The following is a 14,718-nucleotide window of genomic DNA, read 5'->3' as shown; positions in this document are numbered from 1 at the left end:
GAGGTGATCCGATGACGGGGCCAGGTCAGGTGATGCTCGGCATCGATTTCGGCACCTCGAACACGGTCGCTGCGATCGCCCAACCGAACCGCGCACCGCGGGTGCTGTCGATCGACGGTGCCGGGTGGATGCCGTCCGCGGTCTTCCTGGACGAAGCCGGCCAGCTGGTCGTCGGGCGGGATGCCGAACGGCGGGCCCGCCTTTCTCCAGAGCGCTTCGAGCCCAATCCGAAGCGTCGGGTCGACGACGGCGAGGTGATGCTCGGCGACACCGTGATGCCCGTGGTCGCGGTGATCGCAGCCGTCCTGCGCCGGGTCGGCGAGGAAGCACGTCGACAGAACGCCGGCCGGACGGCAGACGTCGTCATTCTGACGCATCCGGCCGACTGGGGTTCGGTCCGTCGCAACATCCTGCAGTCCGCTGCCCGACAGGCCGATCTGGGGCCCGAGCTGACGCTGATCCCGGAACCCGTCGCCGCTGCCGTCCATTTCGCCGGCTGGCAGCACGCAGCACCCCGGTCTCCGCAGGGCACCGCGCTGGCGGTCTACGACCTCGGGGGTGGGACGGTCGATTGCGCCGTCGTCACGGTGCAGGACGGTATCCATCGGGTCGCTGCGGCTGAGGGGCTCGCCGACGTCGGCGGTGTGGACTTCGACCAGGCGCTCCTGGACCAGTTGGGGCGCAGCGCGTCCGCGGCCGACCCGATGCGGTGGCGTGCGCTGCTCGTCCCCAGGACCCCGGCCGACCGGCGGGCGGCCCGAGCGCTGCACGAGGACGTCAGGACCGCGAAGGAGTCGCTGTCCCGCTACCCGCAGACGGAGGTGCCGCTGCCACCGCCGCTGGCGGATGCATTGTTGTCCCGCACCGAGTTCGAAGGCCTGATCCGCCCGATGGTGGTCAGGACCGTCGAGGTGCTCGCCCGCACCATCGAACGGTCCGGCTTCCGGGCGCAGGATCTGAGCGGCATCTACCTCGTCGGCGGATCGAGCCGGATCCCGTTGGTGGGTCAACAGATCGCCGAACGGATCGGCGTCGTGCCCACCACCCTCGACCAGCCGGAGACCGCGGTCGCTGTGGGTGCTGCCGGCTGGCCGGAGGTGCACCGTCGGCACGCTCCGCCCACCGCCGCCAACGGTCCGATGTCCGGAGCCTCCGCCGGTGGTCCGATCGCGGCAGGGCAGACGCCGTTCACGCCGCCCGCCCGTCCGCCGGTTGCTCCTGGCGGCTCCCAGGGACCGTTCGGTCCCGCGTCGGGGGTGCCGCCACGATCGAGCACCGACAGCGGATGGGCGGCGCGACCCGGGCTGCCCCCTGCTCGGCGACGCTCCCGACTCCCGATGCTGCTGACCGCGGCGGCCGTGGTGCTCGCCCTGGCAGCGACCGCGCTGATCATCGTGCTGACCAACCGGTCGACCGGCGCCGCCCAGGGTGGTCCGAGCACCGGCCAGGTGGGGAGTTCGACGGGTTCCGCCGGCTCGGTGTCCAGCGGTCCGTCCTCCGGCAACCAGTCCTCCGGATCGTCCTCCGGTGTGGTGGATCCGGCCACCTGTTCAGCGGACAAGGACGACCGTGGGTTGACCGCGTGCCTGCGCAGTTTCGGTGGCGGGTTGCTGACCGACGCCGTGTGCACCACCGACCCGAAGAAGCTCGATGTCACCGAGGAGGACGTGAACAACTTCGGCGTGCTCAGCATCGCCTGGTCGGCCTGTTTCAGCTCCGACGAGAAGTACCTCAGCCTGTTGTTCCACACCACGAACGCCACCGCTCGGGACACCTTGTGGTCGGCACTCGGGCCGGCCTCGTTCACCCCGAAGACCTGCGGCACCTATCTCGGCGGCACGTCGCGGGGGTGGTACATGGCCGGCCCCTCGAAGTCCGACGAAGTCCCGACCATCCTGTGGGAGGACACCGGCCTGCCGCTGATCGGTCTGGTGCGGCCGCCGGGGGAGACGTCTGCGGTCACCCTGGATGCGCTGGTCGGCGACTTCACCGCCCGTACCGGCTTCAGCGTCGACGTGCAGGACTGCAGCAAGATCGCCCCCGAGGCGGACGGCACGGCCGGCTCGACAGCGTCGCAGTCGACCAGCCAGGCCTCGTCCGCGAGCGCCATCAGTGGCAGCGGGTGCCCGGCGACCCCGTTGGACGACAACCACATGTCCCCCTGCGTCCGCGCCGTGTCCGGTGCCGCCGTGGCGAACAAGTCGCTGTGCTTCACCTCCGGCGACCAGCTCGAGCAGTTGGAGGCGGCGGGCGCCGGGCAGACGGTCTCGTCCGCAGCGTGCTCGTTCTCCCCGGACGGTCTGGTGCTGGTCGCCGTCTACCTGCAGTTCAAGGACGTCTCGGGACGGGACGCCGTGTTCGAGTCGCTGGCGGCCGGCGACACCCGTTCCGACTGGTCGCAGGGCGGGCGCACCGGGGAGTCCGCTGCCGGGATGATCGACGACGACACCTCGCGACTGATCTGGACCCTGGGCGACACCCCCGTGCTGGTGATGAGCACCGCGGAGGTGCAGCAGGGCGGGTCCCCGGGTCAGGGATCGACCGTCGGGGCACTGCAGACGGCCCACGAGGCCTACTGGAAGTCCGTCCTGCTGCCACAGGGCTGAGCTGCGGCCCTGGCCGGGAGGCGCGGGGCCGGCCGGGAGCGGGGTGGGTTGCCGCGGGTGGTGGGACCCGGGTCAGCGGCGGCCGCGCCACTGCCGGATCAGCAGGGCGAGCGCCACCAGGAGGCCGACCAGGATGACGGCCTGCCCGAACCACGAGTCGAGCCCGAGCGCATCCATGCGGGCCAGTCTGCCCGAGGGGGCCGGGTAACATCGCTGCCGATGCGCATCACCGAGTTCCGAGCCCTGATGGTCGCCCACTTCGGCGACCTGCGCGCCCCCTCCGTGGCTCGTGACCACGTCTTCTCGGCGCTGGGTGGACGCACCGCCGACGAGGCGCTCGAGGCGGGTGTCCCGCCCCGGCAGATCTGGAACGAGATGTGCCGCGAGTTCGACGTGCCGCACCGCATCCGCTTCGGTCTGGACTGACCCGCAACTGCACGGGCAGGTCGGATCGAGCCCGTGGTCGCCGTTGTCCGCGCGACACGCCGCGCGCCGATCTGTGATCGAACACCTGTACGGCTTACAGTGGTGTCGAGCGTCGAACCGAACTCGCCCCGGTGAACGTCGGGACAGGCCGGTCAGAGGCTCGAAGTTGTCCACAGACCCGTAATCCATCCACAGCATCAGCACTCGTCAACGCCACTGTCGGTGGTCGTCCCTAGCGTCATCGACATCAAGGACCAACCGGCGGCGCACTGCTCCGCCGGGACGTCTCCGGAGGTTCTCCGGGGGGCCTCGACGAGTGGGGACGAACCCGTCCCACCCGGACACGACTGTGCCGCCGACGAGCGCGGCACACACAGAAAGGCATTGGTGGGTCATGACCGCTCCGGACCGCGAGAAGGCACTCGGTATCGCCCTCGCCCAGATCGAGAAGCAGTTCGGCAAGGGATCGGTGATGCGTCTGGGTGACGAGGGCCGCGCTCCGATCGAGGTCATCCCGACCGGATCCATCGCGCTCGACGTCGCGCTGGGGATCGGCGGACTCCCGCGCGGCCGGATCGTGGAGATCTACGGCCCTGAGTCTTCGGGCAAGACGACGCTCACCCTGCATGCGGTGGCGAGCGTCCAGGCCGCCGGCGGTATCGCCGCCTTCATCGACGCGGAGCACGCGCTCGACCCCGAGTACGCCAAGGCGCTCGGCGTCGACACCGACGCACTGCTGGTCTCCCAGCCCGACACCGGTGAGCAGGCCCTGGAGATCGCGGACATGCTGATCCGCTCCGGTGCCATCGATCTGGTGGTCATCGACTCGGTCGCAGCGCTCGTACCGCGCGCCGAGATCGAGGGCGAGATGGGCGACAGTCACGTCGGACTCCAGGCCCGCCTGATGTCACAGGCCCTGCGGAAGATCGCCGGTGCGCTGTCCAACACCAACACGACGATGATCTTCATCAACCAGCTGCGCGAGAAGATCGGCGTCATGTTCGGCTCGCCCGAGACGACGACCGGCGGCAAGGCGCTGAAGTTCTACGCCTCCGTGCGGTTGGACATCCGCCGGATCGAGGCACTGAAGGACGGCACCGACGTGGTCGGCAACCGGACCAGGGTGAAGGTCGTCAAGAACAAGGTCGCGCCGCCCTTCAAGCAGGCCGAGTTCGACATCATCTACGGATCGGGCATCTCCCGCGAGGGCTCGCTGATCGACGTGGGCGTCGATCAGGGCTTCGTCCGCAAGGCCGGCGCTTGGTACACCTACGAGGGCGAGCAGCTCGGCCAGGGCAAGGAGAACGCCAGGACCTTCCTCAAGGAGAACCCGGACATCTCCGACGAGCTCGACAAGCGCATCAAGGAGAAGCTGGGCGTCGGTGCCAGGCTGGACGACGAGAGTCCGGTGCCGGCCCCGGTCGATTTCTGATCATCACCTGATCGATCACCGCTCGTGATACGGCCCGCCTCCCTGCTCAGGGAGGCGGGCCGACCCGATGGGCAGGAGACACCATGACGAACGACGACCCCCGTGCCGAGGCCCTGATCGCGCTTGCCGCGAGCATCGCGGCGATGGGGCAGGCAGCGGAGCCGACCACCGCCACCGTCGTACCACCGGGCGCCGACGCGGCGAAGGCGCGGGACATCGTCCTGCGACAACTGGCGATGATGCCGCGGCCCCGGGCGGTGCTGGCGGGGAAGCTGAAAGCCAAGGAGATTCCGGACGACGTCGCCGAGGCTGTGCTGGATCGCTACACCGAGTTGGGTCTGATCGACGATCAGGCCTACGCCGAGCTCTACGTGACTGCCAAACATCGCGACCGCGGTCTTGGTCGCTACGGGCTCGAGGCCGAGCTCCGCAGGCAGGGTGTTGCCGAGGACGATCTCCGCGGCGCAGTGACCACCATCGACGAGGATGCCGAGCGTCGCCGTGCGACGGAGTTGATCGGCAAGCGGCTCGCCTCGGCGCTGGCTGCCGGACCGGAGGCGGCTCGTCGCAGACTGCTCGGCCAACTCTCGCGACGCGGGTACTCATCGGCCCTCGCCGTCTCTGTGGTCGACGAGGCACTGGCGGCGGCCGCGCAGCGTGGGTCCGCCTGATCCGGTCCGCTCCTGATCGGCCGTGCACCCGATGCCCGGTTGCTCGGTGCCCGGTTGCTCTGTACGACCCCGTGAGTGCGGGTGGGAGGTGGCGGCCGGTCGCCTTGACCGGCTGGGGGGCGATCCCTATCGTCGTGGTCACAGGAGTGTTACAAAACGGAACTGTGCACCGGCCTCGGGGCCGGAGCCGCGGAGTTCCGCAGTTGATATCAAGGGCCGTGTCGGCCGCATCCGTTGAGTAGTCGAGTAGTCGAGAGCCCTGTTCGTCCGTGGGTCTGCTCTGCCGTACCGATCGTGAGGTCGGGCGTCAGCGTCCCCGCCTTTCGTCCACCCGGTTGGTGTCGGGCACTCCTGTCAGTAGTCCGAGTCTCCGCACGTCGATGCGGGAACCGGACCGACGTCAGGAGCGACGACATGGATCAGGTTCTGCTGGCCGTTCTGGCCGTTGCTGTCGTCGTACTCGTGGTGGTGCTCCTGCGGCGAAAACCAGCGCCGGCGCAGCCGGGCCTTCGTCCCGACGAGCTGCAGGAAGTCGTCCGTCGCGCGCTGGCTGAGCTGCCAGCCACGCCGTCCGCCGCAGCGGCCGGTGCCCCCGTCCTGCCGGAGGAGACCGGCGGCCCGGACAACGGGGCGCGGGTCACGGAGCTCGAGCGTGCAGTGGCCCAGGCTCGCGCCGAACGGGACCAGGTGAGTAGCCGGATCGAGCAGACCACGGGTGAGCTCGCCGAGCACCGGTCCCAGGTCGAGCAGGCCCGCCGCGAGGGCGAGCGCGCTGCCACCGAACGGGACGGGCTCCGCGCGACGGTGGCGGAGTTGCGGGCCGACCGCGGTCTGGCGCACGACAGGTGGCAGCAGGAGGCCGCCGGGCCGTTGGCCGCGCGACAGGCAGAGCTGGAGGCCGGCCGGGACCGACTGACCGCTGTGCAGTCCGCGCTCGCCGACGACCAGCGCAGGGTCGCCGCCGATCGTGAGCGACTGCGGGCCGACGAGGCCGAACTCGAGCGCTCGCGGGTCGCGCTGCGGGAATCGCTCGCGTCGACGCGCCAACAGGCCGAGGAAGCCGCCGCCGAACGCGGCAGGTACTCCGAGCTCCGTCGTCAGCTGGACGGCCGGGTCGTGGAGCTGGACGAACGCGCGAGCCTTGTCGAGGCCGAACTGTCCAGGGTGGCCGCGCTGACTCCGGAGAACGCAAGAGCGGAAGTGATGGCGCGTCAGGAGGAGCTGTCGCGACGCGATGCGGCGCTGCTCGTCCGCTCGATCGAGGCCGAGGCCGAGGCCACGGCGAAACAACGTGCCAGGGCGATCGTGGCCGATGCGATCCAGCGGGTGGCCTCCGACCAGACCGCCCAGACTGTGGTGTCGGTGCTGCACCTCCCGTCCGATGAGGTGAAGGGCCGGATCATCGGCCGTGAGGGCCGCAACATCCGCGCCTTCGAGACGATCACCGGCGTGAACGTGATCATCGACGACACCCCCGAGGCAGTGCTGCTGTCATGCTTCGATCCGGTCCGGCGTGAGGTGGGTCGGGTGACCCTGGAGATGCTTGTCGAGGACGGGCGGATCCATCCGCACCGGATCGAGGAGTCCTACCTGCGGGCGGTGGACGAGGTCGAGGCGCTCTGCGCCCGAGCGGCCGACGATGCGCTGCTCGACGTCGGCATCTCGAAGCTGCACCCGGAGCTGCGAACCCTGGTGGGGCGGCTGAAGTACCGCACCAGCTACGGGCAGAACGTGTTGGGTCACCTGGTCGAGACCGCTCACATCGCCCGGGGGATGGCAGTCGAACTGGGCGTCGACCCGAAGGTCGTCACCCGCGGTGCGTTCCTGCACGACATCGGCAAGGCGCTGACCCACGAGGCCCAGGGCTCGCACGCGATCGTCGGGGCCGAGCTGGCCCGCAAGTACGGCGAGAGCGACGACGTCGCCCACTGCATCGAGGCGCACCACGACGAGGTGGCTCCGGCGACCGTCGAGGCAGTCCTCACGCAGGCGGCCGACTCCTGTTCCGGTGGGCGTCCGGGGGCGCGCCGCGAGTCGCTCGAGTCGTACGTCCAGCGGCTGGAGCGGATCGAGTCCATCGCGTCGGCCAAGAAGGGCGTCGAGAAGGTCTTCGCCATGCAGGCCGGCCGGGAGCTGCGGGTGATGGTCAAGCCCGAGATCGTCGACGACCTGGAGGCACACGTGCTGGCGCGCGAGGTGGCCAAGCAGATCGAGGAGGAGCTGACCTATCCCGGCCAGGTCCGGGTGACGGTGATCCGTGAGTCGCGGGCAACCGAGGTCGCCCGCTGAGAGCAGCGCATCCTTCGGGCAGACGCCAGGCGCGCCATGGACGACTGTCCGGTGCCCAGCTTGGACGCTGCGGACCCCGCCTCAGACGGCGCTCGCCGACTGGACAACGATGTTGGACCCGCCCAGCCCCCCGGCTGCCTGGGTGATGTCGATCTTCGGTCCTCGGCGCTTGCGGTTCATGAACTTGTCCAGGAAGCCGGCCAGCGACGTCAGGATGAAGTTGACCAGCACGAAGATCAGCGCAAGCCCGACGTAGGTGGCGACCGGGTTGCCGTACTGCGTCGTCATCTGACGGCCGGCGGCCAGCAGCTCCGGGTACAGGATGATCGAGCCGAGAGCGGTGTCCTTGACGATCACCACCAGCTGGCTGACGGTCGCCGGGAGCATCGCGGTGAAGCCCTGGGGCAGCAGGATCAGCCGCATCATCTGACCCTTGCGCAGGCCGATGGCCTTCGAAGCCTCGGTCTGGCCGTTGGGCAGCGACAGGATCCCGGCGCGGAACACCTCGGCCAGCACCGAACCGTTGTAGAGCACCAGCCCGGTGACCACCGCGAACAGCGGTCGCTGGTCGGGGGTGCCGAGATCGATGTCGACGTACAGCTGCTTGAAGAAGATCATCATGACGAGCACGGGGATCGACCGGAACAGTTCGACGACCCAGGCGGCCGGCAGGCGCACCCACACGTGGTCGGAGAGTCGTCCCAGCGCGAGTACCGCACCCAGGACCAGAGACCCGATGAGGGCGTAGAAAGCGGCTTCCAAGGTGGCGGCCAGGCCGGGCAGCAGGTAGGTCGTCCAGACTCCTGCCGTCAGGAACGGGTTCCACTTGTCGCCGTCGAGCTGGTCGGTCCCGGCCAGGATGTCGATGGCCCACCACAGGGTGCCGGCGACGAGGATCGCGAAGATGATGGTCAGGACGAGGTTGCGTGCCTTGGCGCGCGGACCGGGGGCGTCGTACAGGACGGAGGCGGCGGACATCAGCGCTTCACCGAGACTTTCTTCGCGACCCGACCGAGGATCAGTCCGACCGGCAGGGTGAGGACGATGAATCCGAGGCCGATGACGGCGGCGGTGGCGAACAGCGCAGCCTCGGTCTCGAGGATCTGAGCCATCAGGTACGAGGCCTCGGCGACCCCGATCGCGGAGGCGATCGTGGTGTTCTTGGTGAGTGCGATGAGCACGCTCGCGAGCGGCCCGATCACCGCTCGGAAAGCCTGCGGGAGCACGATGATGCGCATGTTCTGCAGGAAGGTGAGCCCGATGGCGCGGGCCGCTTCCGCTTGACCGGGCGGCACCGTGTTGATGCCGGACCGGATGGCTTCGCAGACGAAGGTCGCGGTGTAAAGGATGAAGCCGACGACCGCCAGCCGGAAGGAGTTGTCGTCGATGTAGGTGGGGGAGTCACGCGAGGACAGATTCATGCCCAACGTGTCGGCCAGCACGACCGACATCGCAAGGATGATCAGGGTGAGCGGGATGTTGCGGACGATGTTGACGTACGCGGTGCCGAAACCTCGCATCAGCGGGACGGGAGAGACCCGCATCGCTGCCAGGATCGTTCCCCACAGGAGCGCCCCGATCGCCGACCAGAAGGTGAGCTGGACCGTCATCCAGAAGGCGCCGAGTACGTCGTACTCGGACACGAAATCGAAGTTCATCCCGCTCCCCGGTGGAGGTGGTGGTGGTCGGACCGATCGCTGCCGGGCGATCCTGGGCGGATCGCCCGGCAGCGGAGTCAGCGAACTGGGGTCACTTCTCGGAGATGGCCGGCGGCTCGGGGACGGCGTAGCCGGACTTGCCGACCGCCTCTTCCAGGGCCTTCTTCCAGGAACCGTCCGTCTGCATCTTGGTGATAGCGGCGTTCACCGCGTCGCGGGTCTTGGTGTCGTCCTTCCAGAGGCCGACACCGTACTTCTCGTCGGAGAAGCCCTTGCCGACGACCTTGAACGCGCCGGCGTTCTGCTCGGCGAAGCCGGCCAGGATGATGTCATCGGTGGTCACCGCATCCACCGCGCCGGTCTTGAGCGCGTTGACGCAGTCCGAGTAGCCGCCGTACTCCTTCAGCTGCACCTGCTTCGAGTAGTCGGTCTGGATCTTCAGGGCGGACGTCGAACCCTTGACCGAACAGAGGATCTTGCCGTCCATCGCATCCGGCCCGGTGATGTCGGCGGCGTCGGACTTCACCAGGAGGTCCTGGTGGGCGACGAAGTACGGACCGGCGAAGGAGACTTCGGCCTTGCGCTTGTCCGTGATGGAGTACGTCGCGAAGATCAGGTCGACTTCCTTGTTCTTGAGCGCCGTCTCGCGGGAGGCTGACGGGGTCTCCTTGAAGGTGATGGCCGACTCCTCGACGCCGAGCTCCTTGGCAACGTACTTCGCCACCGAGACGTCGAAGCCGGAGTAGGTGTTGTCCGGGTTGCGCAGACCCAGACCAGGCTGGTCGAACTTGATGCCGATGGTGAGCTTCTTGTCCGAGGCGATCTTGTCGATCACGGACGAGGCGCCGGCAGCGGGTGCCGCAGGGTCGGAGCTGCCGCAGGCGGAGAGCGCCAGTGCGACAACCGCGGTGAGGCCGACGAGGCCTGGGATGCGGTTCTTCATGGATGATTCCTTCCGTCATTCCTGATGGGATGGCGGTACCGGGTCGGTCCCGGTCCGAGACATCTGGGCCACCCGAACGAGGCTGCTGTGCGGGCGACGGTCGTACGGGTTCCGTTCAGTGGGTGAGGATCTTGCCGAGGAAGTCCTTGGCGCGACCCGACTTCGGGGCCGTGAAGAACTCGTCGGGAACCGAGTCCTCGACGATCTCGCCGTCGGCCATGAAGAGCACCCGGTCGGCGGCGCGGCGGGCGAAGCCCATCTCGTGCGTGACGACGAGCATCGTCATCCCCTCCTTGGCCAGCGACGTCATGACGTCGAGGACCTCCTGCACCATCTCCGGATCGAGCGCGGAGGTGGGCTCGTCGAAGAGCATCACCTTGGGCTGCATGGCCAGTGCGCGTGCGATCGCAACCCGCTGTTGCTGACCGCCGGAGAGCTGGGCGGGCAGCTTGTTCGCCTGCTCGGAGATCCCGACGCGCTGCAACAGCGACATCGCCAGCTCCCTGGCCTTGCCCTTGTCCAACTTGCGGACCTTGATCGGACCGAGCATGACGTTCTCGAGGATCGTCTTGTGGGCAAAGAGGTTGAACGACTGGAACACCATGCCGACCTCGGAGCGCAGCTGCGCCAACGCCTTGCCCTCGGCCGGCAGTTCCGCGCCGTCGATCTCGATCCGTCCCGAGTCGATCGGCTCCAACCGGTTGATGGTCCGGCACAACGTCGACTTACCCGATCCGGACGGACCCAGCACCACGACGACCTGCCCGGCAGGCACCGTCAGCTCGATCGTCTTGAGCACGTGGAGATCACCGAAGTGCTTCTCGACCGCGTACATCCCGACCATCGGTGTACCGGTCGATCCCGCGGCGGTGTCCTTGCTCAGCTCGGTCAACACGGGCCCTTTCGTCCTGCGCGAATGTCCCCGCAGTTTCCGCGGTTGAGCAACACTTTCACACGGAACGCTCACTGTCCGCAGTTGAGTACCGATCGGTTACCTGATCTTTATGCGGTCCGGAGCCGGAATCCGCGCCGCCGACCTGCTTCGATTGCCTCGGGACAGCACTCTTCGGCGGGCCTGGCGAGGGCGTCCGACGTGGTGTCCGGTCGACGGCCGGATCGAGCGTGCTCGCCGCGTGCCGGTGTTCGGGCGCACCCCCGCGCCGGACGTACGCTGATCGTCGTGAGTGTGCTCGACAACCCCCTGATCGCCGCGCCCGTCGCGGGTGCGGCTGCCGCCGCGCTCCGTCCGGACGGCCTCCCACGCACCTACCAGGTGCGGACCTACGGCTGTCAGATGAACGTGCACGACTCCGAGCGGCTCGCTGGGCTGCTGGAGGCGGCGGGCTACGTCGCCGCGACCGGGGTCGGTACGGCGGACGTGGTGGTGTTCAACACCTGCGCGGTCCGCGAGAACGCCGACAACAAGCTCTACGGAAACCTCGGCCAGCTGGCGCCGGCGAAGGCCGACAACCCCGACATGCAGATCGCGGTCGGTGGTTGCCTCGCGCAGAAGGACCGCACCGAGATCGTCCGACGCGCGCCCTGGGTCGACGTCGTGTTCGGCACCCACAACGTCGGATCGTTGCCGACGCTGCTGGAGCGCGCCCGGCACAACGCGGTCGCGCAGGTCGAGATCCTCGAGCAGCTCGAGGTGTTCCCGTCCTCGCTGCCGGCCAAGCGCGATTCGACGTACGCCGGCTGGGTGTCGATCTCGGTGGGCTGCAACAACACCTGCACTTTCTGCATCGTCCCGTCGCTGCGCGGCAAGGAATCGGATCGGCGTCCTGGTGACGTGCTGGCAGAGGTGCAGATGCTGGCCGCCGAAGGTGTGCTGGAGGTGACGCTGCTCGGGCAGAACGTCAACTCCTACGGCGTCGAGTTCGGCGACCGGCAGGCGTTCGGCAAGCTGCTGCGGGCCTGCGGCGAGATCGACGGTCTGGAGCGGGTCCGGTTCACCTCGCCACATCCCAAGGACTTCACCACCGACGTGATCGAGGCGATGGCGCAGACACCCAACGTCTGCCACCAGCTGCACATGCCGTTGCAGTCCGGGTCCGACCGCATCCTGAAGCACATGCGCCGCTCCTACCGCACGGCCAAGTACGCAGGGATCCTCGCGGACGTGCGGGCGATGATGCCGGACGCGGCGATCACCACCGACATCATCGTCGGGTTCCCCGGGGAGACGGAGGACGACTTCCAGCAGACCCTCGACGTGGTCCGGGACGCCCGGTTCTCCGCCGCGTTCACCTTCCAGTACTCGCCGCGACCCGGCACGCCCGCAGCCACGCTTCCGGACCAGGTCCCGCCGGAGGTGGTCAAGGACCGGTACCAGCGGCTGACCGCCGTGGTCGAGGAGTCTGCTTGGGCCGGGAATCGCGAGATCATCGGACGCCAGGTCGAGCTGCTCGTCGCCGCCGGTGAAGGACGCAAGGACACCGCCACTGCGCGGATGTCCGGCCGAGCTCGCGACGGACGGCTGGTGCACTTCACGCCCACCGGCCCACGTATCGACCGGCAGATCCGTCCGGGGGACGTCGTCACCTCGGTGGTGACCGCTGCGGCGCCGCACCACCTGATCGCCGACGGCGACCTGCTGACCCATCGCCGCACCCGGGCCGGCGACAAGTCCGAGGCGGGGGAGCGACCCACCACCCCAGGGGTGGGACTGGGCATGCCGGGGTTGGGTCGTCCGCAGTCACCGCCCCAGCCGACCGCCCACGGCTGTGGCTGAGCTCCAGCCGGGCCCGGAATCCGTTGCGGCGGTGGACATCCGGGTCGACGACCCGCGCCGACCTGACGTGCTGGACCTACTCACCGAGCACCTGCAGGACATGTTCGCCACCTCCCCGGCGGAGAGCGTGCACGCACTGGACCCTGATGCCCTCGTCCATCCCGCGATCACGTTCCTGTCCGCGCGCAGGAACGGCGAGTTGCTCGGGATCGGAGCCCTCAAGCAACTCTCGGCGGAGCTCGCTGAGATCAAGTCGATGCGCACTCGGGCGGCCGCTCGCGGGTCAGGGGTCGCACAGGACGTCGTGCGACGGTTGCTGGCGACAGCGAGGGAGGCCGGCATCTGCCGGGTGAGCCTGGAGACCGGCACCCAGGACTACTTCGCCCCCGCCCGCAGGCTGTACGAACGACTCGGGTTCACCCCGTGCGGGCCGTTCGGGGAATACGCCGACGACCCGCACAGCGCGTTCCTGACGATCGAGCTGACGCCCGACCGGCCCTGAGCGGACCGGTCGACGCGCTCAGCTCTCCGCGGCGTTCTCGGCGGTGGCGAGCCACTGCTCCCACTGCGCGGCCTGCGCCTCGGCCTCCTTGGCCTTGCGCTCGTTGCCGGCAGCGCGGGCCTTCCCCGCCTGGCCGCGGTACTGCTCGACCCGGTCACGGAACTGGGCGACCCGAGCCAAGGTCTCCGGATCCGTCCGTCGCCAGTGCGCGTCCTCCGCGGCCTTCACCCTGTCTTCGATGGCGCGCAACTTGCCGTCGAGTTCCCGGATCCGTTCGCGCGGCACCTTGCCGGCCGCCTCCCAACGTTCCTGGATCGAGCGCAGCTTTGCTTTCGCAGCGTCCAGATCGGCCACCGGATCGATCGGGGTGGCTTCCTGCAGGAGCTGTTCCTTGATCGCCGCGTTGCCCTCGAACTCGGCGTCGCGCTCGGAGAAGACCTGGTTGCGACGCGCGAAGAATGCTTCCTGGGCGGCACGGAACCGTCCCCAGAGGGCATCCTCCACCTCACGCGGAGCACGGCCGGCGGCCTTCCAGTCGTCCATCAGGTCGCGGTAGGCCGCAGCGGTGTCACCCCACTCGGTGGAGCTGGAGAGCTCCTCGGCACGCTTGATCAGCGTCTCCTTGACGGACTTCGCCGCGCCACGCTGCTTGTCCAGCTCGGCGAAGTGTGCACCCCGGTGACGCGAGAAGGTGTCCCGCGCCTTGGCGAACCGCTTCCACAGGGTGTCGTCGGTCTTGCGGTCGATGCCGGTGATCTTCCGCCAGTCGTCGACGATCGTCTTGAACCGATCGCCTGCCGTCTTCCACTGGGTGGAGGTGGCAAGTTCCTCGGCCTCGACGCAGAGGGCCTCCTTGGCGGCGATCGAGCGGGTACGCGCTTCGGCCCTCGCCTGCGAGGCTCCGGCGACCGCCTGCTCGGCAGCCCCGATCACGACCTCGAGGCGGGCGGCGGCGGAGTCCAGATCGCCGACCGCGGCGAGCTCGCCGACCTGTTCGCGGAGCTGCAGCGCCTGCTGGCGGGTGGCCTTGGCGTCGCCGGAGCCGGAGGCGAGCCGGGCCTCGAGCACGGCGATCTCGGTGGAGAAGTCATCGAAGCGGCGGGCGTAGTGGGCCAGGCCGGCCTCGGCGTCACCCGCTTGCCAGATACCCACCTGACGCTCGGCGTCCGCAGTCCGCACGAAAACCACTCCCTGGTCGTCGATGCGGCCCCACTCGTGCGGGTCGGTCGGGGTGATGAGGGGTTCGACCACGGCAGCAGCGGAGGGCCGGCCACCGGGTGCACCCGGTCGCCCCGGACGGGACGGCTTGCCCGAGCGGGGGCGTCCTCCCGGGGACCCCGGCTTCACGGAGGGGCGGTCCGCCGGCGCCGGGGTCGGCGTCTCTGCGGGTTCGGCGGCCGCAGGCTCGGGTGCCGGCTCGGTCTCTGCGGGTTCGGGTGCCGCCTCGGGTGCCGCCT

The 14,718-nt window shown here is 69.0% G+C and carries 12 protein-coding genes; 7 read left to right on the top strand and 5 right to left on the bottom strand.

The window, feature by feature from the left end; all coding sequences use genetic code 11:
- Positions 1 to 11: 11 nt before the first annotated feature.
- The 5 genes from ABLG96_RS14575 to rny all read left to right on the top strand — a co-directional run bounded on the left by ABLG96_RS14575 (position 12) and on the right by rny (position 7,424).
- On the top strand, positions 12 to 2,606 hold the full coding sequence (locus ABLG96_RS14575) for an Hsp70 family protein (protein WP_353648083.1): 2,595 nt from the start codon (positions 12 to 14) through the stop codon (positions 2,604 to 2,606).
- 219 nt (positions 2,607 to 2,825) lie between these two features.
- Positions 2,826 to 3,032 (top strand): DUF3046 domain-containing protein, encoded by a 207-nt coding sequence (locus ABLG96_RS14570; protein WP_353648082.1) that lies wholly within the window; start codon positions 2,826 to 2,828, stop codon positions 3,030 to 3,032.
- Positions 3,033 to 3,426: 394 nt separating this feature from the next.
- Positions 3,427 to 4,464 carry a recombinase RecA gene (gene recA, locus ABLG96_RS14565; RefSeq protein ID WP_353648081.1) on the top strand — a complete coding sequence of 346 codons (1,038 nt, stop codon included), beginning with the start codon at positions 3,427 to 3,429 and terminating at the stop codon, positions 4,462 to 4,464.
- Between the two features lie 83 nt (positions 4,465 to 4,547).
- Positions 4,548 to 5,135: a regulatory protein RecX gene (locus ABLG96_RS14560; RefSeq protein WP_353648080.1), complete on the top strand. Its 588-nt coding sequence runs from the start codon at positions 4,548 to 4,550 to the stop codon at positions 5,133 to 5,135.
- 414 nt (positions 5,136 to 5,549) lie between these two features.
- A complete protein-coding gene (gene rny, locus ABLG96_RS14555) occupies positions 5,550 to 7,424 on the top strand; it encodes a ribonuclease Y (RefSeq protein WP_353648079.1) in 1,875 nt (624 codons plus the stop codon).
- Between the two features lie 81 nt (positions 7,425 to 7,505).
- Here the strand turns inward: rny and ABLG96_RS14550 are convergent, their stop codons facing one another.
- The 4 genes from ABLG96_RS14550 to ABLG96_RS14535 all read right to left on the bottom strand — a co-directional run bounded on the left by ABLG96_RS14550 (position 7,506) and on the right by ABLG96_RS14535 (position 10,869).
- Positions 7,506 to 8,402: an amino acid ABC transporter permease gene (locus tag ABLG96_RS14550; protein ID WP_353648078.1), complete on the bottom strand. Its 897-nt coding sequence runs from the start codon at positions 8,400 to 8,402 to the stop codon at positions 7,506 to 7,508.
- Positions 8,402 to 9,082: an amino acid ABC transporter permease gene (locus ABLG96_RS14545; RefSeq protein ID WP_353648077.1), complete on the bottom strand. Its 681-nt coding sequence runs from the start codon at positions 9,080 to 9,082 to the stop codon at positions 8,402 to 8,404. Before ABLG96_RS14545 ends, ABLG96_RS14550 begins: the two co-directional genes overlap by 1 nt.
- Positions 9,083 to 9,173: 91 nt before the next feature.
- Complete coding sequence (locus ABLG96_RS14540) at positions 9,174 to 10,025, bottom strand: glutamate ABC transporter substrate-binding protein (RefSeq protein ID WP_353648076.1); 852 nt, start codon at positions 10,023 to 10,025, stop codon at positions 9,174 to 9,176.
- A gap of 115 nt (positions 10,026 to 10,140) precedes the next feature.
- The gene (locus tag ABLG96_RS14535; protein ID WP_353651519.1) at positions 10,141 to 10,869 is read right to left on the bottom strand and encodes an amino acid ABC transporter ATP-binding protein; all 729 of its coding nucleotides are present in this window, start codon (positions 10,867 to 10,869) and stop codon (positions 10,141 to 10,143) included.
- Between the two features lie 360 nt (positions 10,870 to 11,229).
- Between ABLG96_RS14535 and miaB the strand changes: the two genes are divergently transcribed.
- Positions 11,230 to 12,759 (top strand): tRNA (N6-isopentenyl adenosine(37)-C2)-methylthiotransferase MiaB, encoded by a 1,530-nt coding sequence (gene miaB / locus ABLG96_RS14530; protein ID WP_353651518.1) that lies wholly within the window; start codon positions 11,230 to 11,232, stop codon positions 12,757 to 12,759.
- On the top strand, positions 12,752 to 13,261 hold the full coding sequence (locus tag ABLG96_RS14525) for a GNAT family N-acetyltransferase (protein WP_353648075.1): 510 nt from the start codon (positions 12,752 to 12,754) through the stop codon (positions 13,259 to 13,261). Before miaB ends, ABLG96_RS14525 begins: the two co-directional genes overlap by 8 nt.
- An 18-nt stretch (positions 13,262 to 13,279) precedes the next feature.
- On the opposite strand, the gene ABLG96_RS14520 is transcribed toward ABLG96_RS14525, so the two are convergent.
- A complete protein-coding gene (locus ABLG96_RS14520) occupies positions 13,280 to 14,608 on the bottom strand; it encodes a DUF349 domain-containing protein (protein ID WP_353651517.1) in 1,329 nt (442 codons plus the stop codon).
- Positions 14,609 to 14,718: the final 110 nt, after the last annotated feature.

The organism is Nakamurella sp. A5-74 (genome assembly GCF_040438885.1).
Classification (GTDB): Bacteria; Actinomycetota; Actinomycetes; order Mycobacteriales; family Nakamurellaceae; genus Nakamurella.
Note: the sequence above shows the minus strand (reverse complement) of the source record. Positions and strands in the feature narration are given on the sequence as shown.